Genomic DNA, 21,853 nt, shown 5'->3' with positions numbered 1-21,853 from the left:
CTCCTGGTCAGGCTGAAATTTTATCTTGTTGATTTTCTGGCGCTGCGGCAATGAACGCTGGCAGTTGTGTGCAGGCGTCGTACACCGCTTTGCAGCGCGGATACCCGCTCAGATCGCAGTTCATACGTAGCGCGTTCGCCCACTGCGGAACAAGGCAGCAGTCTGCCAGCGTCGGCGTCTCACCCACACAAAATTGCCCCGACTGGCTCTGGCGCAGTAGCTGTTCCACCGCGCTTAACCCTTGCTGGATCCAGTGCGCATACCAGCGTTTTTTCTCTTCTTCACTGACGTTCAGCTCTTCGGTCAGATAGCGCAGCACGCGCAGGTTATTCAATGGATGAATATCACAAGCGATGGCATAGACAATTTCCAGCACCTTATTGCGGGCCGGTTCTTCCTGCGGCACCAGCGGAACTTGCGGGTAGTGACGATCCAGCCAGTCAATAATCGCCAGCGACTGACCGAGTGACTCGCCCTCGTCAGTCAGCAGCGTCGGCACCAGCCCGACAGGATTCATCCGCCGATAGGCCAGTTCATTTTGCTGACCAATACGGATATTCACCCCTTCGGTCTGGTAATTAATGCCTTTCAGCGCCAGCGCAATGCGTACCCGGTACGATGCTGAACTATTAAAAAAACTGTACAGCTTCATCATGCACCTCAGACAATCTTCACCGCGATAGGCGTTAAGCCCTCGACGTTGCCCGTGATCACATCACCTTTGACTACTGGGCCAACCCCTTCCGGCGTACCGGTAAAGATTAGATCGCCCGGTTGCAGTTCAAAGAAGCCTGACAGGTAGCTGATGGTTTCATTCACCGACCAGATGAGATGGCGAATATCGCTGCGCTGGTGATCTTCACCGTTTACCTGTAACCAGATTGGTGCGTTATCAATACCGCCGGTTTCGCTGGCTTTGTGCAGCGGTGCGATGGGGGCCGAGAGATCAAATGCTTTGCCGATTTCCCACGGGCGGCCCATCTGACGCATTTCCATTTGACGGTCCCGGCGCGTCATATCAAGGCCTGTGGCATAACCCCAGACATATTCATGGGCCTTTTCCAGTGGGATATCGCTGCCCTTTTTACCAATCGCCACCACCAGTTCAATTTCGTAATGATAGTTATCGGTCTGCGCCGGATACGGCAGCGCCAGCGTTTCGCCAGCGGCGACCGGAACAACGGCATCTGCTGGTTTGCAGAAGAAGAAAGGGGGTTCACGATCCGGATCAAAGCCCATTTCGCGGGCGTGGGCAGCATAGTTACGCCCGACGCAGTAAACGCGGCGCACGGGGAATTGTTCATCACTGCCAACAACCGGTACGGTAACGGGCGCTTGTGGTTCGAATACATATTGAGTCATTTTCTCTCTCCCAAATTAATAACGCGCTTCGCGGAACAGCCCCAGGGCTTCTTGTACCGGTCTGTCCGAAAAACTGAATAAAACGGTATCTTGCGTAGTCTGGAATGACACGCCGTGCCAGGTCGGCACCACAAAGATATCTTTTGCACTAAAGGTGAAGATTTCATTGCCGATGGTGACTTGTCCGCTACCTTCCACTACATGGTAGATAGTGCTGTCAGTGGTACGCGCCACGCGGGAGGCGAACCCTTTCGGTAGCAGTTGCAGGAAGGCGCCCATCGACGGCATCGGATAGCCGCCGGTGACCGGGTTGACATAGCGCATTTTGTAGCCATCCCACTCGTCGGCATCGCCCAGGCGGGTTAAATCGTGCAGCACTTCGCGGCTACGGTCATAACGATAGTTAAAGATCGGTGAGGAGTTCCCCGTCTGATGGCGCAGCGGCAACATATTGGCGGCATAACGCGGCAGATAATCCCCCTCTTTACGCGTGACCGGTTGTTGCTCTTCCGGGTAATCTTCGGCAAAACCGCAGCCCAGAGTGTTCACTAATGGCAGATCCAGCCCATCGAGCCAGATAACCGGTTCGTCGCCAGGGTTACCGTGATCGTGCCAGCGCCATTGTGGGGTCAGGATAAAATCGCCCTCATTCATTGGCGTGCGTTCGCCATCAACGGCGGTAAATGCCCCTTTGCCTTCAACAATAAAACGCAGCGCCGATTGGTTATGACGATGACTCGGTGCCACTTCGCCCGGCATGATCAGTTGCAAACCAGCATACAAAGTCGCGGTGATGGAAGACTGCCCGCGCAGCGCCGGGTTTTCCAGTACCAGCACACGACGCACAGCTTCTTTCGCGCCAATCAGGCTGCCGCTCTCCAGCAGCAGCGGGCGGATCTCCTGATAATTCCAGTACGCTGGCGCACAGTTGGCGTTGGGCGTTTTCGGCACCAGGTGGTGCAGTGACTCCCACAGCGGGGTCAGGTTTTGCCCGGAAATATGCTGATAAAATCGCTCGCGGCTATTTTGATTGTTATCAGTCATTGGGATGCTCCTTATTCGTTCACAACGCCTGCGCGAGGCAGTGAGTCAGGGACAGAGGTCGACTGGCGAACCACGGTAATCAGCAGGGTTAACATCACCGCACTGATCGCCGCGGGCACAGCGATAATGAAAAACAGGGTGTCGAAAGAGAAATTCATCGCCATCATCAGGCCGCCAGAAAGCGAGCCGACAATCGCGCCGCAGCGGCCTACGGCGTTTGACCAGCTCACGCCCGTGGCGCGGCTTTGCGTTGGGTAGAGCGTTGCGGTCAACGCGTTCAACCCCACCTGAGATCCGCTAATGCCAATGCCGGTGCCGAAAATCGCCAGCGCCATCAGCCATAATCCATCCTGGCTTAAGCCAATCATCACGATGCATACAGCGCCTACGGCATAGCTCAGCGCCAGCACGCGGAAAGGATTGAACTTATCCATCAGCACGCCCAGCGCCAGCGCGCCCAACGTACCGCCAATCTGGAACGCGGCGGTGACCCAGGACGCGTGTTGCAGGTCTATGCCGCGATGGTTCAACAGCGTTGGCATCCAGCTTGAGAGCAGGTAAATAATCAGCAGGCTCATAAAGAACACTACCCACAACATCAACGTAATGGGTAACTGACGTCCCATAAACAGTTGACGAATGCTGCCTTTTGTAACGGAGGCTGATTCATTGAGATAAAAGTGGGTATCGACATAACGCTCGCGGGTAATGGCGCTGACAGTTTTTGCAATCACCGCCTGTGGTAACTGGCGGCGCACCTGCCAGCGTGGCGATTCCGGAAGAATCACAAGCAGTGCGACAAACAGCATCAGCGGTAATACGCCACCCAACACCAGGATCCCGTGCCAGCCAATCACCGGCACCAGCTGTGCGCTGACAATCCCGCCAAACGCCGAACCCAGCGTAAAGCCGCAAAACATCAGCGTCACCAGCGCGCCTCGGCGACGGGCAGGCAGATATTCCGAGGTCATGGTGATGGTGTTCGGCATCGCCCCGCCAAGCCCAAGCCCTGTGAGAAAACGCAGTAATACCAGCGTTTGCAGATCTGGTGAAAACGCAGAGGCGAGACTTAACGCGCCAAATAAAAAGACGCATAGCTCTATCACCCGTTTGCGGCCAAAGCGGTCAGACAACGGGCCACAAAGCAGTGCGCCTGCGGTTAATCCCAGCAGACCCGCGCCAAAAAGCGGGGCGAGATCGCCTGCGGTGAGCTGCCAGTAAGTACGGATATCAGGGGCGATAAAGCCGATAGCCGCGGTGTCAAAACCATCGAGCATTACCACCAGAAAACAGCAGATGATAACGCGCCACTGCATCTTGCCGACCGGAGCAGCATCGATCAGTGCTTGTAAATCACGTCGTTGAGTCATAGTAAATGCCTCAGTGCAGGTAAGGTAGATGTTTCTTTTGTTTTGTATATGTTGCGATAATGTGATTAAAGAGATGAGATGTACAATGGCATTTCGGGCAGAGAGATAACCTGGAGGTTATGGCAAATGGCGAACTGGGCGCAAAAACTAAAACTACATCACCTGCAAATGCTGGTGGCGCTGGGTGAACAGGGTAATCTGACCCATGTCGCACGGATGATGAATATCACCCAACCCGCGCTTTCGAAATGGTTGTCACAACTGGAAGATGAGATCGGACTCACACTTTTTGAGCGGCACAGCAAAGGGCTTCGTCCGACCGAAGGCGGCAAATTGTTATTGCAACATGCCCAACGGTTAATCAATGACATGGAAAGATCGCAATATGAACTGGCTCGCTTTAAACAAGGTGGACTGGTCGGCAGTCTGAAAATTGGCTGTTCTCCCGTCGCCACTGACTGCGTATCCCAGGCGATTTTGCATTTGCTCAAGGAGATGCCAACTCTACACCTGAATATCGAAGAGAAGGTGATGACCCCATTGCTGCAAGATCTGTTGGCAGGTTCTGTCGATGTGGTGGTTGGGCGAATTGGCGGTCGCGCGTTGCAGCTGCCGCTGAATTATCGCGTGCTCTACACCGAGCCGGTATGCTTTGTCGCCCGTCCTGAGCATCCACTGGCGAAATACGCCACCCTCAGCTGGAATGATCTTGCTAACTGGCGGTGGATAGTCTGGCCGACAGGTACCCCCATCCGCATCAGCATTGATAATGCGCTGGTAGACCACGGCGTGATGCTGCCAGAAAACACGATTGAGTCGGCATCGATGAACGTCAGTACCAACCTGTTACAAAGCAGCAATATGATCTCTATTTTGTCATTACGCCTGGCGCAACGTTATGCCAGCCAGGGGCAACTGGTGATCCTCAACCTGCCAAAGATTGAACAGAAAGGCAGCGTCGGTGTGTTTTGGCGTAATAACGAAACGCCTTCTTATGCTTTAAGTCAGTTTCTGCACTTTTTACAGCAGAATTAGTGTGCTGAACTGGGCACTCGCCCGATGTTACTTCCCTGTAATTCAACTATGCTGAGAATTCTTAATGTGATCGGTAGCACGTTTTACGAATTAATTGTATGATGAATCCATCTCATCTGGGGTGTTGATTATGAGTAAGACACTGAACATTATCTGGCAATATTTACGCGCTTTTATCCTGATTTATGCCTGCCTGTATGCAGGCATTTTCATTGCTTCCCTGCTACCGGTAACCATTCCGGGCAGCATCATCGGGATGCTGATCTTGTTTGTCCTGCTGGCCTTGCAAATTCTTCCGGCAAAGTGGGTCAATCCGGGGTGCTACGTACTGATTCGCTATATGGCGCTATTGTTTGTGCCGATAGGCGTAGGCGTCATGCAATATTTTGATTTGCTCCGCGCACAGTTTGGTCCGGTAGTGGTTTCCTGTGCAGTCAGTACGCTGGTGGTTTTTCTGGTGGTGAGCTGGAGTTCGCAACTGGTGCACGGTGAACGTAAAGTCGTAGGTCAGAAAGGATCAGAAGAATGATGGCAAATATCTGGTGGTCATTGCCGCTAACGTTAATTGTCTTTTTTGCCGCCCGCAAACTGGCGGCGCGGTATAAGTTTCCCTTGCTTAACCCATTGCTGGTTGCAATGGTGGTGATCATTCCTTTTTTAATGCTGACCGGCATCTCTTACGACAGCTACTTTAAAGGTAGCGAAGTGCTAAACGATCTGCTGCAACCGGCGGTTGTCGCACTGGCCTATCCTTTATATGAGCAGCTGCACCAGATCCGCGCGCGCTGGAAATCGATCATCACCATCTGTTTTATCGGCAGCGTGGTTGCGATGGTGACGGGGACTTCCGTGGCATTGTTGATGGGCGCTTCACCGGAAATCGCCGCGTCAATCCTGCCGAAATCAGTCACCACGCCTATTGCAATGGCGGTTGGCGGCAGTATTGGCGGTATTCCGGCAATCAGCGCAGTTTGCGTGATTTTCGTCGGTATTCTGGGCGCAGTGTTTGGTCATACGTTACTTAATGCGATGCGTATTCGCACCAAAGCAGCGCGCGGTCTGGCGATGGGGACAGCCTCGCACGCCCTCGGTACGGCACGCTGTGCTGAGCTGGATTATCAGGAAGGTGCATTTAGTTCGCTGGCGCTGGTGTTATGCGGGATTATTACTTCGCTGATCGCACCGTTCCTTTTCCCGATTATTCTGGCAGTAATGGGCTAAAATTTGCGATGCGTCGCGCATTTTTGATGTAAGTTTCATTCGTTGCACAATTAATGAGATTCAGATCACATATAAAGCCATAACGGGTTCGTAAACTGTTATCCCATTACATGATTATGAGGCAACGCCATGCATCCACGTTTTCAAACCGCTTTTGCCCAACTTGCGGATAACTTGCAATCTGCACTGGAACCTATTCTGGCAGACAAGTACTTCCCCGCTTTGTTGACCGGGGAGCAAGTCTCATCGCTGAAGAGCGCAACGGGGCTGGACGAAGACGCGCTGGCATTCGCACTACTCCCGCTGGCGGCGGCCTGTGCGCGTACGCCATTGTCGAATTTTAATGTTGGCGCAATTGCGCGCGGTGTGAGCGGAACCTGGTATTTCGGTGCCAATATGGAATTTATTGGTGCGACAATGCAGCAAACCGTTCATGCCGAACAAAGCGCGATCAGCCACGCCTGGTTGAGTGGTGAAAAAGCGCTCGCAGCCATCACCGTTAACTACACGCCTTGTGGTCACTGCCGTCAGTTTATGAATGAACTGAACAGCGGTCTGGATCTGCGTATTCATCTGCCGGGCCGCGAGGCACACGCGCTGCGTGACTATCTGCCGGATGCCTTTGGGCCGAAGGATCTGGAGATTAAAACGCTGCTGATGGACGAGCAGGATCACGGCTATGCGCTGACTGGTGATGCGCTTTCTCAGGCGGCGATTGCGGCGGCAAACCGTTCGCACATGCCTTACAGTAAGTCGCCAAGCGGTGTCGCGCTGGAATGTAAAGACGGTCGTATTTTCAGCGGCAGCTACGCTGAAAACGCCGCATTTAACCCGACTCTACCACCGTTGCAGGGGGCGTTAATTTTGTTGAATCTCAAGGGTTATGATTACCCGGATATCCAGCGCGCGGTTCTGGCAGAAAAAGCCGATGCGCCGTTGATTCAGTGGGATGCAACCTCCGCAACGCTGAAAGCTCTCGGTTGTCACAATATCGACCGCGTGCTTCTCGCTTAAGACTGGTGCCGGATGTGGCGTGAACGCCTTATCCGGCTTGACAGTCCTCTCCTGGTGTCGAAAATCCCGGCAAACAGTTTGCCGTTTCTTGCGCAAAACCAGCGGGTAAAGTAGCCTGATGGAAATTTTCCTTAGATCGAGTCTCCTGCATGTTAAAGCGCGTGTTCCTCAGCCTGTTAGTCCTGATCGGCTTGCTGCTGTTGACTGTGCTCGGCCTCGATCGCTGGATGAGCTGGAAAACCGCGCCTTATATCTACGACGAATTGCAGGATCTCCCCTACCGCCAGGTCGGCGTGGTGCTCGGCACAGCAAAATATTATCGTACTGGCGTAATTAATCAGTATTATCGCTACCGTATTCAAGGAGCGATTAATGCCTATAACAGCGGCAAGGTAAATTATCTATTACTGAGCGGCGATAATGCTTTGCAAAGTTATAATGAGCCAAAGACCATGCGCAAAGATTTAATCGCCGCAGGTGTCGACCCATCAGATATTGTCCTCGATTACGCAGGTTTTCGTACGCTGGATTCCATCGTCCGTACACGCAAAGTTTTTGATACTAATGATTTCATTATTATCACCCAACGTTTCCACTGTGAGCGGGCATTATTTATAGCGCTACATATGGGGATTCAGGCCCAGTGTTATGCCGTACCGTCACCGAAAGATATGCTGTCAGTACGTATTCGCGAATTTGCCGCCCGTTTCGGTGCGCTGGCTGACCTTTATATTTTTAAACGTGAACCGCGCTTTTTAGGGCCGCTTGTGCCTATTCCGGCTATGCACCAGGTGCCGGAAGATGCACAGGGGTATCCCGCCGTCACGCCCGAACAGTTACTTGAATTACAAAAGAAACAAGGAAAGTAGTTATGGATGTACAGCAGTTTTTTGTGGTTGCCGTTTTTTTCCTTATCCCGATATTTTGTTTTCGCGAAGCATGGAAAGGCTGGCGTGCAGGCGCGATTGATAAACGGGTTAAAAATGCAGCGGAACCGGTGTATGTCTGGCGAGCAAAAAATCCCGGACTTTTCTTTGCTTATATAGTGGCATATAGTGGCTTCGGAATTTTATCTATTGGTATGATTATTTATCTTATTTTCTATCGTTAATATTGTCCCTCCCCTGTTAATTATTGAGAATAATTATTACTTCAGTCAATAAGCTGCGGATATAACATTCTGAACCGCAGCTATTTGTGAATTCTTTCACAGTTTAAATTTCCCCACACGCTTAGCCTTAATATCAGCAAGCAATATTTATGCTCTAAATAATTCGAGTTGCAGGAAGGCGACAAGTGACTGGGGTGAGCTAACGCAGACGCAGCACATGCAACTTGAAGTATGACGAGTATATTTAGCGTTCGCCTTAATTACTCATAGCATTAAGGAAGATCACATGCCGCAACAAAATTATCTGGATGAACTCACTCCGGCTTTTACGCCTTTACTGGCGATTAAAGAAGCCTCTCGCTGTTTATTATGTCACGACGCGCCCTGTAGTCAGGCTTGCCCGGCACAAACCGATCCGGGGAAATTTATACGCTCAATCTACTTTCGTAATTTTAAAGGCGCTGCCGAGACAATTCGCGAAAATAATGCCTTAGGTGCTGTATGCGCCAGAGTTTGCCCAACGGAGAAATTATGTCAAAGCGGTTGTACCCGTGCCGGTGTTGATGCTCCCATTGATATCGGTCGCTTACAGCGTTTTATCACTGATTTTGAACAACAAACCGGGATGGAAATTTATCAGCCTGGTACTAAAACGCTCGGCAAAGTCGCCATTATTGGCGCAGGTCCTGCTGGATTGCAGGCCAGCGTGACGCTGACAAATATGGGGTACGACGTCACTATTTATGAAAAAGAAGCGCAACCCGGTGGCTGGCTGTGTAACGGTATTCCGCAATTTCGTTTGCCGCAAACCGTGCTGGATGCAGAGATCGCCCGTATCGAAAAAATGGGGGTGACCATTAAGTGCAATAACGAAATCGGTAAAGTACTCACCCTGGAGCAACTGAAAGCGGAAAACCGCGCAGTACTTGTCACCGTAGGGTTGTCGGGCGGTTCCGGGCTACCGCTGTTTGAGCATAGCGACGTTGAGATTGCCGTCGACTTCTTGCAACGTGCACGGCAGGCGCAGGGCGATATCAGCATTCCACAAAGCGCATTAATTATCGGCGGCGGTGATGTCGCGATGGACGTTGCCAGCACGCTGAAAGTTCTCGGCTGTCAGGCGGTAACCTGCGTAGCACGTGAAGAGTTAGATGAGTTTCCGGCAAGCGAAAAAGAGTTTGCCAGCGCCCGGGAGTTGGGCGTTTCGATCATCGATGGATTCACACCAGTGGCCGTGGAAGGCAATAAAGTCACGTTTAAGCATGTACGCTTACCGGGCGAACTGACGATGGCGGCAGATAAAATTATTCTCGCCGTCGGTCAGCATGCCAGACTGGATGCCTTTGCGGAGTTAGAGCCGCAGCGTAACACCATCAAAACACAAAATTACCAGACCCGCGACCCGCAAGTCTTTGCTGCTGGCGATATTGTTGAGGGTGACAAAACCGTGGTTTATGCCGTGAAAACCGGGAAAGAAGCCGCTGAGGCGATTCATCACTATTTAGAGGGAGCTTGCTCATGTTAACGAAAGATCTTTCGATTACCTTTTGCGGCGTGAAGTTTCCCAACCCGTTCTGCCTCTCTTCTTCGCCGGTAGGCAACTGCTATGAGATGTGCGCCAAAGCCTACGACACGGGCTGGGGTGGCGTGGTGTTTAAAACGATCGGCTTTTTTATCGCCAACGAAGTCTCGCCGCGTTTTGATCATCTGGTGAAAGAAGATACCGGTTTTATCGGCTTCAAAAATATGGAGCAGATTGCCGAGCATCCGTTGGAAGAGAATCTGGCCGCCCTGCGTCGGCTGAAAGAAGATTATCCTGACAAAGTATTGATCGCCTCGATCATGGGGGAAAATGAGCAGCACTGGGAAGATCTGGCGCGCCTGGTGCAAGAAGCTGGTGCCGATATGATCGAGTGTAACTTCTCCTGTCCGCAAATGACTTCTCATGCGATGGGTAGCGATGTCGGGCAAAGCCCGGAACTGGTAGAAAAATATTGTCGGGCGGTGAAACGCGGTTCTACGCTGCCGATGCTGGCGAAGATGACGCCGAATATCGGTGATATGTGCGAAGTGGCGCTGGCGGCAAAACGCGGCGGCGCAGATGGCATTGCGGCGATTAACACCGTTAAATCCATTACCAATATCGATCTTAATCAGAAAATTGGTATGCCGATCGTTAACGGTAAATCGAGTATTTCCGGATATTCCGGTAAAGCGGTAAAACCGATCGCCCTACGCTTTATTCAGCAAATGCGCACCCATCCAGAGCTGCGCGATTTCCCGATTAGCGGTATCGGCGGTATTGAAACCTGGGAAGATGCTGCGGAGTTTTTATTGCTCGGCGCAGCAACGTTACAGGTGACCACCGGCATTATGCAGTACGGCTATCGGATAGTGGAAGATATGGCGAGCGGGTTGTCACACTATCTTGCCGATCAGGGGTTTGATTCGTTGCAGGAGATGGTAGGTCTGGCGAATCACAATATTGTTCCGGCGGAAGATTTAGACCGCAGTTATATTGTCTATCCCAACATCAATCTCGATAAATGTGTAGGATGCGGACGCTGTTATATTTCCTGTTACGACGGCGGTCACCAGGCGATGGAATGGAGCGAGAAAACCCGCACACCGCATTGTAATACCGAGAAATGTGTGGGTTGCCTGCTTTGCGGTCACGTCTGCCCGGTGGGTTGTATTGATCTTGGGGAAGTGAAGTTTAAGAAGGGAGAGAAAGAACACCCGGTAACGTTGTAAAATCAGAGACGCATCCGGCATTTGGCACCGATTGCCGGATGCGGCGCATCCGGCAATACCCACATTCACATCACTTCTTACGCGCGTATTTCAGTGAATCCAGCGCCACGGCGAAGATAATAATCGCCCCTTTGATGATGTACTGCCAGTACGGGTTTACGCCGATGTACGTCAGGCCATAGTTGATAACGGTAAAGATAATTACCCCGGTCACTACACCAAGTACCGTCCCCACACCGCCGCTAAACGATACGCCGCCCACCACGCACGCTGCGATAGCATCCAGCTCATACATAAAGCCGAGGTTGTTGGTGGCAGAGCCGATACGTCCGGCTTCTAACATCCCGCCAAAGGCATAGAACACACCAGACAACGCGTAGATCATCAGCAGGTTCAGGCCAACGTTGACACCAGAAACTTTCGCCGCTTCCGGGTTACCGCCAATGGCAAAAATGTTCTTGCCGAAGCGGGTTTTGTTCCACAACACCCAGACGAATGCCACCGCAATCAACGCGTAGAAAGTGATGTAAGAGAGACGGAAGCTCCCCAGCGCAACAAAGCCCTGAGCAAAGGTAGAGAAGCCACTGTCAAAACCAGAAATTGGCGACGCCCCGACAAAGTCGTAATAGAGCGAGTTGATGCCGTAGACGATAATCATCGTGCCGAGCGTGGTAATGAATGGCGTCACGTTGAGATAAGCGATAATCAGGCCGTTGATCAAACCGATCACCGCACCAATGGCACAGACAATCAGAATTACCAGCGCAATCGGCATCGTCGCCATTTCCGGGAATACTTTGTTAGCGTTATCCATGGACTGCAATAACGTCGCTGCCACCACGGCTGCCAGCCCTACCTGACGTCCCGCAGAAAGGTCGGTCCCCTGGGTGACAATTAATCCTGCCACACCAAGCGCGATAATAATACGCACCGATGACTGGGTGAGAATATTACTTAAGTTCAACAGACTTAAAAAAGTTGGGTCCTGGAAAATAATAATCGCCAGCAAAACTAAAAGAACGACGTAAATACCGCCCTCTTTCAGGTAAGTAAGAAAACTTTTCTTATTTAACGCACTCATGGGAGGCCCCTAATCTTAAAGGTGCAAAGACGCAAGACGCAGAATTTCGTTTTGCGTTGTTGTTTTTGTATCGACAATTCCGGAAACGAGACCATTGCTCATGACCAGAATACGGTCTGTTATCCCTAACAACTCTGGCATTTCGGAGGAAATAATAATAATCCCCTTGCCTTTCTTCGCCAGTTCGGCAATTAACTGATAAATTTCAAACTTCGCTCCGACATCAATACCGCGCGTTGGTTCATCGAGCATTAATATTTCAGGTTGCGTAAGCAGCCAGCGCCCAATAATTACCTTTTGCTGATTACCGCCGGAGAGTGAACCAATTTGCGTACGATGTCCCGGCGTTTTTACCCGCATCGAATCAATTACCCACTGGGTATCGCTTTTCATCCGCGAGTTATCCAGCAAGCCAACTTTATTTTTGTAGTTGCGGATATTGGAAATTAACGAGTTAAAGCCAATATCCAGATAGGCATAAATTCCCGTTGAGCGGCGCTCTTCAGTTACCAGTGCAAATCCGTGGTTTATGGCTTCGTTAGCGTTATGGTTATTGATCTTTTTGCCGTGCAACGTAATGGTGCCAGCCGATTTCTCGCGAATACCAAATAACGTCTCAACAATATCAGTACGTTTCGCCCCCACCAGACCGGCAATACCGAGGATCTCCCCTTTATGCAGATCAAACGAGACATCGCGAATCGACGGCTGGCGCAGCGACGTCAGATTACGCACTTCCAGAATCACTTCGCCCGGCTTGTTTTCTTTGTCAGGGAAACGCTGGTTAAGAGAGCGTCCAACCATCATGGCGATGATCTTGTCCATCGTTAGCCCTGCCAGCGGTTCGGTAGCGATCCACTGACCGTCGCGCAATACGGTGACTTCATCACATAACTGGAAGATTTCTTCCATTTTATGCGAGATATAAACAATACCGCAACCGCGCTCTTTTAATTTACGAATAATAGTGAAAAGATGATTGACCTCTTTTTCAGTTAACGAAGATGTCGGTTCATCCATAATCACAATTTTCGCGTTATAGGAAAACGCTTTGGCGATTTCGATCATCTGCATTTGCGAAACGGATAATGTGCCGACGCGCGCACGCGGATCGATATCAATATCCAGCTCATCAAAAATCGCTTTGGTTTCGCGGTACATTTTGTCCTGATCGACAAACATGCCTTTGGTGGGATATCGCCCCAGCCACATGTTGTCCATCACCGAACGTTGTAATACCAGGTTTAATTCCTGGTGTACCATCGAAATACCATTTTCCAGTGCTTCTTTGGCAGAATGAAAATCGATCTCTTTACCCTGGAACAAAATGGTGCCGGAGTCTTTTTGATAAATACCAAACAGGCATTTTAATAATGTTGATTTTCCTGCGCCGTTTTCCCCCATTAATGCATGGATAGAATGTGGCCGGACTTTTAAATTAACGTTATCAAGTGCCTTAACACCCGGAAAAGACTTGTTGATACCGCTCATTTCCAACAAGTATTCCCCGGAAGACGGAGTCGTTGAGCTGACCATATAATTTTACCTTGTTGGCCATACAATAAGGGCGCAGTAAACGACTGCGCCCAATCAGTCTTATTTCTTGCTGAATTCAGCCAGGTTGTCTTTATCTACGCCAACATAAGGTACGCGGACCACTTTGTTGTCGATTTTCCAGTTGGTACCATCAGCCGCACCTTTGCCATCGGCCAGGTTTTTCGCCAGATCAAAAGTCGCTTTCGCCTGGTTGTTAGCGTCGTTCAATACGGTGCCCGCCAGTGCACCGGATTTCACCAGTGCCAGAGCTTCTGGCAGCGCATCGACACCAAACACTGGAATGCTGGACTTGTTGTGTGCTTTCAGTGCTTCTACTGCGCCCATTGCCATCGCATCGTTGTTGGCGATAACCACTTCGATTTTGTTGGCGTTCGGGCCAGACAGCCAGGCGTCCATCTTATCTTTCGCCTGAGCGGTATCCCACATAGCGGTATCTAACTGTAACTGTTCAGTTTTGATGCCTTTGTCGTTCAGCTCTTTAATCACGTAAGTGGTGCGTGCTTCTGCATCCGGATGGCCCGGTTCACCTTTCAGCAGTACGAATTGAATCTGACCGTCTTTGTTGAGATCCCAATCCTGGTTTGCCGCCCAATGCTTAGCAATCAAATCGCCCTGAATAATGCCGGACTCTTTGGAGTCAGTGCCGACATAGTAGGCTTTATCGTAGCTATCCAGCGCCTTACGAGACGGTTCTTTGTTGAAGAAAACCACCGGCACGTTTTGCCCGCGCGCTTTCTCAATCACCGTACCCGCAGCTGCCGGGTCAACCAGGTTGATCGCCAGTGCCTTCACCCCTTTCGCCAGCAATACATCGATCTGATCGTTCTGCTTGGACTGGTCATTCTGAGAATCATTCATCAGCAGCTGAACATCTGGCGCGGCTTTCGCATCTTGTTCGATAGCCTTGCGCACAACAGACATAAAGTTATCGTCGTACTTATAGATTGTTACACCAATACGGGTATCAGCAGCGTGTGCAGTGGCACCGAATAACATACTGGCCATTACAGCAGACAGGGTTAACACCTTCTTATTCATGGTATCTCCGGTTTTTCTTATGCAGGGTAGTGCTTGAGATAAATGCTCGGCGGGGCAGTAGAGTTAATGAAGTGTTACTGAACGCCGAAGCTCACTTTTTAAAATTCGTTCTTCCATGCCCGGTAACGCTCCAGAAAACGGCTTTAATTGTTGTTATGACGCTATTACCTCGGTGAAAGTGATGATTCACTGTTACATACAGGTTACAGCGTTAAAACGGTGCAATCATAGCTATCGCATTGTTAATATACTGTGAAATCACTCACAGATTGAAAGCGGTTACATCGACTGATTTGTTGAGTTAGTGATCGCCGCCGCATTCTGGCGTGTTGCGACAGAATGTCGACGCACTAACGTCGGCATAAAACAGTGGCTGGCGTGAGGATCAATGTTGCCTGCTGCCCCTTGTAAGGCCAGTTCGGTAGCTAATTTTGCCATCGAAGCAATAGGATAACGCACGGTCGTTAATTGTGGGTCGGTGTAACGAGCGATGGGAATATCATCGAAACCGATGATTGAGAGATGTAACGGAATCGCAATACCATTATCTTTTAATGCCGTCAGTGCGCCAGCGGCCATATTGTCGTTGTATGCAAATACAGCGGTAAGTTGTAGATTGCGCCCCAGCAGTTCAACCATCGCCGCCTCACCGCCTGGCATGTCCGGGGTGCCAGTGCCAATCCAGCTTTCCGACGGAATAATATCCTGCTCTTTCAACGCACTCATCCAGCCTGCTTTGCGCATGGCATCATCTTCAATACCGTGGCTGGAAGAAAGATAACCAATACGTTGATGACCATTATTGAGCAACATGCGCGTGGCCATTCGGGCACCGCTGAGATTATCCAGGCAAACGCAACGATGGGCGTAACCTGGCACAACGCGGTTGATTAACACCATACCGGGAATGTTATCCATAAACTGCGCTAATTCATCATCGCTTAACGCTTTTGAATGAACAATCAACGCGTTACAACGCTGGCGAATTAACACCTCAATGGCATGACGCTCTTTTTCCGCTTCATGATAGCTATTACCTATTAGCACATATTTCTGGTGCTGCTGGGCGACGAGATCCACCGCTTTTACCAGCGCGCCGAAAAACGCATCAGAAACGTCCATTACCACCACGCCAATGGTATCGCTAACCTGAGTTGCCAGCGCCTGGGCATTGGCGTTTGGCCGATAATCCAGCTCGCTCACTGCTTTCATTACTGCTTCACGCGTGTCGGCACTGACCAGCGTGCTGTTATTGAGCACCCGGGAAACCGTTGCCACAGAGACGCCAGCCTGACGCGCTACATCACGAATGGTGATCATATTCACTACCTGTTATGAGATTGCAGTAAATGCCTGCTTGCTGGCGGCTATTTTGTCAGCACTGAATTCAGGACTTCGTGAATCGAGTCACAGCAATGGAAACGGTTACAACCATTTTGTTAATGAATGTGATCCAGATCGTTATCTTGATGTTTTAGATAATGCAGGTCCGGCAGCACGCAAAGTTAACTGACGCCAGAGCCATTCCACCGGCCCCTGACGGAAGTAACGCAGCCAGATAACAGAGAAGAGAATATTCGCCAGCCATACCGGAATAACAAACGCCAGCAATTCCAGACGGTCAAACTGCATAAACAAACCGAGGTGATAAAAAAGCGTGGTACAAATCAGCGTTTGCAATAGATAGTTGGTCAGCGCCATCCGTCCGACGCAGGCGATCGCGAGCACCAGCTTAAAGCGGCTCAATTGCGGCCAGAAACCATAAAACAGCGACGCATAGCCAACCGCCTGAAACGGCGCACTCAGTTCCCGCGGCATCTGAAGTAAGAAGGCGCACCAGCGATATGCCCAGTCCAGCCGCCATTGCAGGGCGATCGCTGGAAGGTTAATGATCACCCCAATCGCCACCAGCACAAAACCGGTACGCCGATAATGGCGCAAGCTAAACTGCCCTTTCAGCCAGCCACTGCGCATCAGCGCCGCGCCAATTAGCATCATCCCTGCCAGTTGCCAGCCATACTGTGCGCCCAGTGCCAGTAAACTGTTCCCAACTCCATCGGCACGGTTACCGATCGCTTCAACGCCGCCATGAAGCTTCCAGTATTTTTCATACAAAATAGCCGATGCATCCGGCGTCCAGGCGCGGCTGGTCTGACTGTCTGAAATCAACCCCAACAACAGCAAAACGCCAAGCCCCACCAGATAAAGCATGACGCCGGTATTAAACAGGCTTTTTACCGATGGCGCATCGCGCACCAGCCGCCAACAGATTAAGCCCACCAGCCCGTAAGCCAACAGAATATCGCCGTCCCAGAACAATAAACCGTGAATAAAGCCCAACAAGACTAACAGTGTTAACCGCGACTGGATCCAGCGTTTGCCACGGGGTAGCAACATTTGCAGGCCAGCACCAAACAGCAACGCAAAAAGCGTGAGGAATTTCACCTGACCGATGAGATCGAGTAATGCCCAGGTCCATGCATCCTGCGGCGTAATAGCGCCGTACCAGGCGGGATTGAGATAAGCCGCCTTTGGTAACCCAAAGGCGCTGATGTTTAATAGCAGGATCCCCAGAATGGCGACGCCGCGAACAAAATCGAGCGTGACGTTGCGCTCCATGGTTCCTGCCTTTTAATCAGTTGTGATGACGCACAGCGCGCAGAAACTCGTGGCGCGTATTCTGACTGGATTTGAACAATCCACCAAGAGAGGTCGTTGTCGTGGCACTGGTTGCATCGCGGATGCCGCGCGCCTTCACGCAGTAATGTACCGCATCGATAGAGACAGCCACGTTATTGGTGCCCAGCAGCGTTTGTAGCGCAATGAGAATTTGCTGCGTCAGACGTTCCTGCACCTGCGGACGCTGGGCAAAGAACTGCACGATACGGTTAATTTTTGACAGACCGATCACCGAATCTTTCGGGATATAAGCCACCGTCGCTTTGCCATCGATGGTAACAAAATGGTGTTCACAGGTACTGGTCAGGGTGATATCGCGCACGGTGACCATTTCATCAACCTTCATTTTGTTTTCAATGAGGGTGATTTTCGGGAAATTGGCGTAATCCAGACCGGAGAAAATTTCATCGACATACATTTTAGCGATGCGATGCGGCGTTTCCATCAAACTGTCATCAGCCAGGTCGAGATTCAGCAGCTGCATGATTTCGGTCATATGACCAGCAATAAGGCTTTTGCGCGTTTCGTTATCCATTTCATGCACGGGCGGGCGCAGCGGTGTTTCCAGTCCTCGCGCAACTAACGCTTCATGAACCAGGGCCGCTTCTTTACTGAGTGATGGCATTTATGATTTCTCCTGCAGGTGTGACGCCTCCGCCCTGCGTGGGGGCAAAGTTATTAAGCTGATTTACAGCCTGATTATTGTGCGTGAGGCGGCGCACATAATCCAGTATTCACAGCGATAATTATTGTAATTGCCGCTGCCTTTCATCAGCAGATGTTAAAACATCGTTATGTATATACGGAAGTGAAAGTTACTCACAGCACATTGAATAAACGGTATGATGAAGAAATTGCAAACAACACAACAAGGAGCCACGCATGGAAATGCTCGAAGAGCACCGCTGTTTTGAAGGCTGGCAACAACGCTGGCGGCACGACTCCAGTACCTTAAATTGCCCGATGACGTTCAGCATCTTTCTTCCACCGCCTCGCGATCACACCCCGCCGCCGGTGCTGTACTGGCTCTCCGGATTAACCTGCAATGACGAGAACTTCACCACCAAAGCGGGGGCCCAACGCGTAGCGGCGGAACTGGGGATTGTACTGGTGATGCCAGACACCAGTCCGCGCGGCGAACAAGTAGCCAACGACGACGGCTACGATTTAGGTCAGGGCGCGGGGTTTTATCTCAACGCCACACAAAAACCGTGGGCGACGCATTACAGGATGTACGATTATCTGCGCGATGAATTACCGACTCTCATTCAATCGCAATTTAACGTCAGCGATCGTTGCGCTATTAGCGGTCATTCCATGGGGGGTCACGGCGCATTGATTATGGCGCTGAAAAATCCTGGCAAATACACCAGTGTTTCCGCCTTTGCGCCGATTGTGAATCCGTGCAGCGTCCCGTGGGGAATCAAAGCGTTTAGCACTTATCTGGGTGAGGATAAAAATGACTGGATGGAATGGGACAGTTGCGCGCTGATGTATGCGAGTAATGCGCAGGATGCGATCCCGACACTGATTGATCAGGGCGATAATGATCAGTTTCTTGCCGACCAGCTACAACCCGCAGTGCTGGCAGAAGCCGCGCGTCAAAAAGCGTGGCCGATGACGCTGCGTATTCAGCCGGGATATGATCACAGTTACTACTTTATTGCCTCTTATATAGAGGATCATCTGCGCTTCCATGCGCAGTATTTACAGGAATAATCACCAGCAGAGGGTATTTTCCAGCGCCGTACTAAAATTATGGTCATCTGCGTGCGGGGCTGGAGACTTCTGGTTTAAATCTGTCAGTTGCTGGCGTACCTGTAGTCGCCCTGCCCCTTCGCCGCTGGAACTATTTTCGTTGAAATTACGCATTTCTGCTTCGAACAATATGGCATCGAGATTTTGCAATTTATTCAGCGCGCGCAGAAGAGAAATGAGAGTATCAAGATTTAAACTTCCCCCCTTTTCAATCCGCTTGACCGTTGCTATGCCCACCAATGCACGCTCGGCTAACTGCTGTTGGGTCAATGATAATGAGATACGCGTTTCTTTAATGCGAGCGCACAGTGATAAAATAATTTCGTTGTTATTCATCGTATTATATTTCATCTTACGCATCCTTTTTTCTTGGCTGCAATTTGCTCAGACAGCCATGATAAGTTTCACGGTATTTAGCGCTCATATCCTTTCCGGTTTCATACATCGCGGAAATTATCTCATCCAGCGTAATGCACGGCTCGCTTATGCGACTCAACGCCATCGTCGTTGCGTTGATAGCTTTCACAGCTGAAATAGCATTTCGTTCAATACAAGGAATTTGTACCTGCCCGCCAACTGGATCACAGGTCAAACCTAAATGATGCTCCATCGCAATTTCTGCCGCGCTAAGTACCTGAGCCACTGACCCGCCCATAAGTTCTGCTAATCCTGCTGCCGCCATTGAACTGGCAACACCTATTTCCCCCTGACATTCAACTTCAGAACCCAGAATAGAGGCATTTTTTTTGAACAGAATGGCGATGGCACCAGCGGTCAGTAAAAAGCGGGTAACGGAGTATGTATCAAGCTCGTGAATGAATTTATCATACCAGCACAGTACAGCCGGGATAATACCGCTCGCGCCGTTGGTGGGTGCTGTCACGACACGTCCACCCGCAGCATTTTCTTCGCTCACCGCAATGGCAAAAGTATTGACCCAATTGAGCGCAGTCAGGAAGTCATTGGAAAACCCCTTTGACTGCAAAGATTTATATAAAGCACAGGCACGACGGTTAACCTGAAACGGACCTGGAAGTAATCCTTCTGTATGCATCCCGCGATAAACCGCATCCTTCATTACTTCCCATTTTTTATGAAGATCGTCATGCAAAAAAGCTGCTGTCTGGCAGTGCAGTTCGTTTTTCATCATTAATGCCGCGACAGATAATCCGTTTTGCTGACAAAGTTTTAATAATTCGTTTGCGTTCTGGAATTCAAAAGGATGTGGAGTGACTGATGGAGGAATAATCGCCTCTCCTGCTTTTAGCACTTGACCGTCGCCGATAGAAAACCAGGTTTCTTCATAAAGTGTAAACCAGTCATCTCTGGCACGAAATGTCATCGCATAAGGGTGCCCCGGATGCGCTTGTAGATTAGAAAGAATGGATACACTGACGTTGACACCAGGCATAACCTCCAGCGTCGCCTCAGTTTCTGCACGCCTGATGGCGGACATTTCCATGCGAATGTCAACGCTGTCAGGTAAGTGTCCTTGCAAACCGAGATAAATCGCCACATCAACATTATGGCACTTGCGGCTTAATGACAGCGCACCATAAAGTTCGACATCAATTTTCCGCAACAAAGGTAACATTTCTTGCTGTTTCAATTGTGACACAAAATTATAAGCCGCACGCATTGGCCCGACTGTGCGGGAACTGGATGGACCAATAACTATCTTGAATATATCTATGCAGCTTTCCATATTTGTAAATGATTCCTTCAACGTTGAAAAATAGTTATTCTTTATATCCTGGTAAAGATATCAAAAATGGTACTTTTAGTATCTTATTATTTCAAAGTATCAAAAAAAGTACTTTTTTATCTTTTATTTAACATTCACAACTGTGATTGTCAGATACATCAGCCTCTACGAAATCTTATTATAATCATCGCAGATAAAAAGGAGCGGTAAATGACGATTATTTATTTCTTGTCGCCAACAGGCATCGACATCACCCAAAAATGTCTGGAAGATTATCTGCAACATTTAAAGATTTCCCCCTCGGTGTTTTCGCTAACAACGAATTACAGTGGGCAAATAAATAAAGAGTATCTAAAGCTAGTATTACCAGATGATGTTACCAACCCTGCTTTTTATGCTGGTTTACGTCACCGTGCTGATAATCATCAATTCGATTTTTTCCGTAAACCCAGGGTCTTACCGGATCAGGGAATTATTGCCTTTGATATGGATTCCACCTTTGTTGAAGAAGAAGGTGTCGATGAAATAGCCCGTAGACTCGGCATCTCTGAAAAAATCACCGCACTGACCCGTGAAGCGATGGAAGGGAAAATCGATTTTGATACCAGTTTTACCCGGCGAATTGCCATGCTTAAAGGAACGCATAAAGATATATTGCATCAAGTTTGTGAACAGATGACTCTTTCACCAGGTCTTGAAACTATTCTTCCCATACTAAAAGAAAAAGGATTCAAGACGGCAATTATATCTGGAGGTTTGGATATTTTTACTGAGCGATTGAAGGAAAAATATCAACTTGATTTTGCATTTTCTAACTCTGTGCGCATTAAGGAAGATCTGTTAACTGATACAATTACCTTACCTATTATGAATGCAGAAAAGAAAAAGCAAACCCTGATAAATTTAGCGACAGAGTTAGCTATCTGCCGTGAAAACATCATTGCCTGTGGAGATGGTGCCAATGATATTCCTATGCTTTTGCATGCCGGAAATGGCGTGGCATGGAAAGCAAAACCTAAAACCCGGAAAAAAATTGCTGACCAGATTAATTTTAATGGTTTCGAGTCGCTTCTCTTTTTTATAGAAGAAAAATTATAGCGCCATAAGGTTCACAGAAAAGGAAA

General features: G+C 49.7%; 22 protein-coding genes. 10 read left to right on the top strand and 12 right to left on the bottom strand.

Translation table 11 applies throughout. The features are described 5' to 3' along the window. Positions 1-7: 7 nt before the first annotated feature. From maiA to mhbT, 4 genes are read right to left on the bottom strand one after another with little or no spacing between them, the layout of a single operon-like run. On the bottom strand, positions 8-652 hold the full coding sequence (gene maiA, locus BEB54_RS01545) for a maleylacetoacetate isomerase (RefSeq protein WP_000781197.1): 645 nt from the start codon (positions 650-652) through the stop codon (positions 8-10). Positions 653-660: 8 nt separating this feature from the next. Next, positions 661-1,362 (bottom strand): fumarylacetoacetate hydrolase family protein, encoded by a 702-nt coding sequence (locus BEB54_RS01540; protein WP_000196040.1) that lies wholly within the window; start codon positions 1,360-1,362, stop codon positions 661-663. A gap of 15 nt (positions 1,363-1,377) precedes the next feature. Next, positions 1,378-2,406, bottom strand: coding sequence for a gentisate 1,2-dioxygenase (gene gtdA / locus BEB54_RS01535; protein ID WP_105282113.1), 1,029 nt, complete (start codon positions 2,404-2,406; stop codon positions 1,378-1,380). Positions 2,407-2,417: 11 nt separating this feature from the next. Then, positions 2,418-3,776, bottom strand: a complete 1,359-nt coding sequence (gene mhbT, locus BEB54_RS01530) for a 3-hydroxybenzoate transporter MhbT (RefSeq protein WP_105276876.1) — start codon at positions 3,774-3,776, stop codon at positions 2,418-2,420. A gap of 126 nt (positions 3,777-3,902) precedes the next feature. On the opposite strand from mhbT, the gene BEB54_RS01525 reads away from it, so the two are divergent. From BEB54_RS01525 to preA, 8 genes are all read left to right on the top strand, one after another. After that, complete coding sequence (locus BEB54_RS01525; protein ID WP_032184600.1) at positions 3,903-4,811, top strand: LysR family transcriptional regulator; 909 nt, start codon at positions 3,903-3,905, stop codon at positions 4,809-4,811. A gap of 130 nt (positions 4,812-4,941) precedes the next feature. Continuing rightward, positions 4,942-5,340 (top strand): CidA/LrgA family protein, encoded by a 399-nt coding sequence (locus BEB54_RS01520; protein WP_001353095.1) that lies wholly within the window; start codon positions 4,942-4,944, stop codon positions 5,338-5,340. Further along, on the top strand, positions 5,337-6,032 hold the full coding sequence (locus BEB54_RS01515; protein ID WP_000968208.1) for a CidB/LrgB family autolysis modulator: 696 nt from the start codon (positions 5,337-5,339) through the stop codon (positions 6,030-6,032). The genes BEB54_RS01520 and BEB54_RS01515 overlap by 4 nt, the downstream gene beginning before the upstream one ends. A 129-nt stretch (positions 6,033-6,161) precedes the next feature. Further along, positions 6,162-7,046 carry a cytidine deaminase gene (cdd, locus tag BEB54_RS01510; protein WP_000553553.1) on the top strand — a complete coding sequence of 295 codons (885 nt, stop codon included), beginning with the start codon at positions 6,162-6,164 and terminating at the stop codon, positions 7,044-7,046. Between the two features lie 149 nt (positions 7,047-7,195). Beyond that, positions 7,196-7,915: an outer membrane permeability protein SanA gene (gene sanA / locus BEB54_RS01505; protein ID WP_105276875.1), complete on the top strand. Its 720-nt coding sequence runs from the start codon at positions 7,196-7,198 to the stop codon at positions 7,913-7,915. Between the two features lie 2 nt (positions 7,916-7,917). Continuing rightward, on the top strand, positions 7,918-8,157 hold the full coding sequence (locus tag BEB54_RS01500) for a DUF2542 family protein (RefSeq protein WP_000383089.1): 240 nt from the start codon (positions 7,918-7,920) through the stop codon (positions 8,155-8,157). A gap of 286 nt (positions 8,158-8,443) precedes the next feature. Then, the gene (preT, locus tag BEB54_RS01495; protein WP_105282112.1) at positions 8,444-9,682 is read left to right on the top strand and encodes an NAD-dependent dihydropyrimidine dehydrogenase subunit PreT; all 1,239 of its coding nucleotides are present in this window, start codon (positions 8,444-8,446) and stop codon (positions 9,680-9,682) included. After that, complete coding sequence (gene preA, locus BEB54_RS01490) at positions 9,676-10,911, top strand: NAD-dependent dihydropyrimidine dehydrogenase subunit PreA (RefSeq protein WP_105276873.1); 1,236 nt, start codon at positions 9,676-9,678, stop codon at positions 10,909-10,911. The genes preT and preA overlap by 7 nt, the downstream gene beginning before the upstream one ends. A 70-nt stretch (positions 10,912-10,981) precedes the next feature. Here the strand turns inward: preA and mglC are convergent, their stop codons facing one another. The 6 genes from mglC to folE all read right to left on the bottom strand — a co-directional run bounded on the left by mglC (position 10,982) and on the right by folE (position 17,891). Next, positions 10,982-11,992, bottom strand: coding sequence for a galactose/methyl galactoside ABC transporter permease MglC (gene mglC, locus BEB54_RS01485; protein ID WP_105276872.1), 1,011 nt, complete (start codon positions 11,990-11,992; stop codon positions 10,982-10,984). A 15-nt stretch (positions 11,993-12,007) separates the two neighbouring features. Next, on the bottom strand, positions 12,008-13,528 hold the full coding sequence (mglA, locus tag BEB54_RS01480; protein WP_000255032.1) for a galactose/methyl galactoside ABC transporter ATP-binding protein MglA: 1,521 nt from the start codon (positions 13,526-13,528) through the stop codon (positions 12,008-12,010). Between the two features lie 60 nt (positions 13,529-13,588). Continuing rightward, complete coding sequence (mglB, locus tag BEB54_RS01475; RefSeq protein ID WP_001036980.1) at positions 13,589-14,587, bottom strand: galactose/glucose ABC transporter substrate-binding protein MglB; 999 nt, start codon at positions 14,585-14,587, stop codon at positions 13,589-13,591. 279 nt (positions 14,588-14,866) lie between these two features. Continuing rightward, entirely contained in the window at positions 14,867-15,907 is a 1,041-nt protein-coding gene (gene galS / locus BEB54_RS01470; RefSeq protein WP_000628667.1) for an HTH-type transcriptional regulator GalS, read from the bottom strand. Between the two features lie 141 nt (positions 15,908-16,048). Continuing rightward, a complete protein-coding gene (gene yeiB / locus BEB54_RS01460) occupies positions 16,049-17,206 on the bottom strand; it encodes a DUF418 domain-containing protein YeiB (RefSeq protein ID WP_000440924.1) in 1,158 nt (385 codons plus the stop codon). A 16-nt stretch (positions 17,207-17,222) separates the two neighbouring features. Next, positions 17,223-17,891, bottom strand: coding sequence for a GTP cyclohydrolase I FolE (folE, locus tag BEB54_RS01455; RefSeq protein WP_001139613.1), 669 nt, complete (start codon positions 17,889-17,891; stop codon positions 17,223-17,225). A 257-nt stretch (positions 17,892-18,148) separates the two neighbouring features. Here folE and yeiG point away from each other — a divergent pair, with 257 nt between their 5' ends. Further along, positions 18,149-18,985 carry an S-formylglutathione hydrolase gene (gene yeiG / locus BEB54_RS01440; RefSeq protein WP_105276871.1) on the top strand — a complete coding sequence of 279 codons (837 nt, stop codon included), beginning with the start codon at positions 18,149-18,151 and terminating at the stop codon, positions 18,983-18,985. Here yeiG and BEB54_RS01435 read toward each other — a convergent pair whose 3' ends face one another. Together BEB54_RS01435 and BEB54_RS01430 are read right to left on the bottom strand one after the other, a co-directional pair. After that, entirely contained in the window at positions 18,986-19,375 is a 390-nt protein-coding gene (locus tag BEB54_RS01435; protein ID WP_001353094.1) for a helix-turn-helix domain-containing protein, read from the bottom strand. It abuts the gene before it with no gap. Between the two features lies 1 nt (position 19,376). Then, positions 19,377-20,729 carry an L-serine ammonia-lyase gene (locus BEB54_RS01430; RefSeq protein ID WP_105276870.1) on the bottom strand — a complete coding sequence of 451 codons (1,353 nt, stop codon included), beginning with the start codon at positions 20,727-20,729 and terminating at the stop codon, positions 19,377-19,379. Between the two features lie 210 nt (positions 20,730-20,939). Here BEB54_RS01430 and serB point away from each other — a divergent pair, with 210 nt between their 5' ends. Then, positions 20,940-21,827, top strand: a complete 888-nt coding sequence (gene serB / locus BEB54_RS01425; RefSeq protein ID WP_105276869.1) for a phosphoserine phosphatase SerB — start codon at positions 20,940-20,942, stop codon at positions 21,825-21,827. The last annotated feature ends 26 nt before the right edge of the window (positions 21,828-21,853 follow it).

It is taken from the genome of Escherichia sp. MOD1-EC6021 (genome assembly GCF_002965245.1).
GTDB classification, from domain to species: domain Bacteria; phylum Pseudomonadota; class Gammaproteobacteria; order Enterobacterales; family Enterobacteriaceae; genus Escherichia; species Escherichia coli_F.
Note: the sequence above shows the minus strand (reverse complement) of the source record. Positions and strands in the feature narration are given on the sequence as shown.

What these genes read in the sequence shown, in the direction of transcription:
- maiA (WP_000781197.1), bottom strand. Translation starts at nt 652, where the DNA reads ATGAAGCTGTACAGTTTTTTTAATAGTTCAGCATCGTACCGGGTACGC.
- BEB54_RS01540 (WP_000196040.1), bottom strand. Translation starts at nt 1,362, where the DNA reads ATGACTCAATATGTATTCGAACCACAAGCGCCCGTTACCGTACCGGTT.
- gtdA (WP_105282113.1), bottom strand. Translation starts at nt 2,406, where the DNA reads ATGACTGATAACAATCAAAATAGCCGCGAGCGATTTTATCAGCATATT.
- mhbT (WP_105276876.1), bottom strand. Translation starts at nt 3,776, where the DNA reads ATGACTCAACGACGTGATTTACAAGCACTGATCGATGCTGCTCCGGTC.
- BEB54_RS01525 (WP_032184600.1), top strand. Translation starts at nt 3,903, where the DNA reads ATGGCGAACTGGGCGCAAAAACTAAAACTACATCACCTGCAAATGCTG.
- BEB54_RS01520 (WP_001353095.1), top strand. Translation starts at nt 4,942, where the DNA reads ATGAGTAAGACACTGAACATTATCTGGCAATATTTACGCGCTTTTATC.
- BEB54_RS01515 (WP_000968208.1), top strand. Translation starts at nt 5,337, where the DNA reads ATGATGGCAAATATCTGGTGGTCATTGCCGCTAACGTTAATTGTCTTT.
- cdd (WP_000553553.1), top strand. Translation starts at nt 6,162, where the DNA reads ATGCATCCACGTTTTCAAACCGCTTTTGCCCAACTTGCGGATAACTTG.
- sanA (WP_105276875.1), top strand. Translation starts at nt 7,196, where the DNA reads ATGTTAAAGCGCGTGTTCCTCAGCCTGTTAGTCCTGATCGGCTTGCTG.
- BEB54_RS01500 (WP_000383089.1), top strand. Translation starts at nt 7,918, where the DNA reads ATGGATGTACAGCAGTTTTTTGTGGTTGCCGTTTTTTTCCTTATCCCG.
- preT (WP_105282112.1), top strand. Translation starts at nt 8,444, where the DNA reads ATGCCGCAACAAAATTATCTGGATGAACTCACTCCGGCTTTTACGCCT.
- preA (WP_105276873.1), top strand. Translation starts at nt 9,676, where the DNA reads ATGTTAACGAAAGATCTTTCGATTACCTTTTGCGGCGTGAAGTTTCCC.
- mglC (WP_105276872.1), bottom strand. Translation starts at nt 11,992, where the DNA reads ATGAGTGCGTTAAATAAGAAAAGTTTTCTTACTTACCTGAAAGAGGGC.
- mglA (WP_000255032.1), bottom strand. Translation starts at nt 13,528, where the DNA reads ATGGTCAGCTCAACGACTCCGTCTTCCGGGGAATACTTGTTGGAAATG.
- mglB (WP_001036980.1), bottom strand. Translation starts at nt 14,587, where the DNA reads ATGAATAAGAAGGTGTTAACCCTGTCTGCTGTAATGGCCAGTATGTTA.
- galS (WP_000628667.1), bottom strand. Translation starts at nt 15,907, where the DNA reads ATGATCACCATTCGTGATGTAGCGCGTCAGGCTGGCGTCTCTGTGGCA.
- yeiB (WP_000440924.1), bottom strand. Translation starts at nt 17,206, where the DNA reads ATGGAGCGCAACGTCACGCTCGATTTTGTTCGCGGCGTCGCCATTCTG.
- folE (WP_001139613.1), bottom strand. Translation starts at nt 17,891, where the DNA reads ATGCCATCACTCAGTAAAGAAGCGGCCCTGGTTCATGAAGCGTTAGTT.
- yeiG (WP_105276871.1), top strand. Translation starts at nt 18,149, where the DNA reads ATGGAAATGCTCGAAGAGCACCGCTGTTTTGAAGGCTGGCAACAACGC.
- BEB54_RS01435 (WP_001353094.1), bottom strand. Translation starts at nt 19,375, where the DNA reads ATGAAATATAATACGATGAATAACAACGAAATTATTTTATCACTGTGC.
- BEB54_RS01430 (WP_105276870.1), bottom strand. Translation starts at nt 20,729, where the DNA reads ATGGAAAGCTGCATAGATATATTCAAGATAGTTATTGGTCCATCCAGT.
- serB (WP_105276869.1), top strand. Translation starts at nt 20,940, where the DNA reads ATGACGATTATTTATTTCTTGTCGCCAACAGGCATCGACATCACCCAA.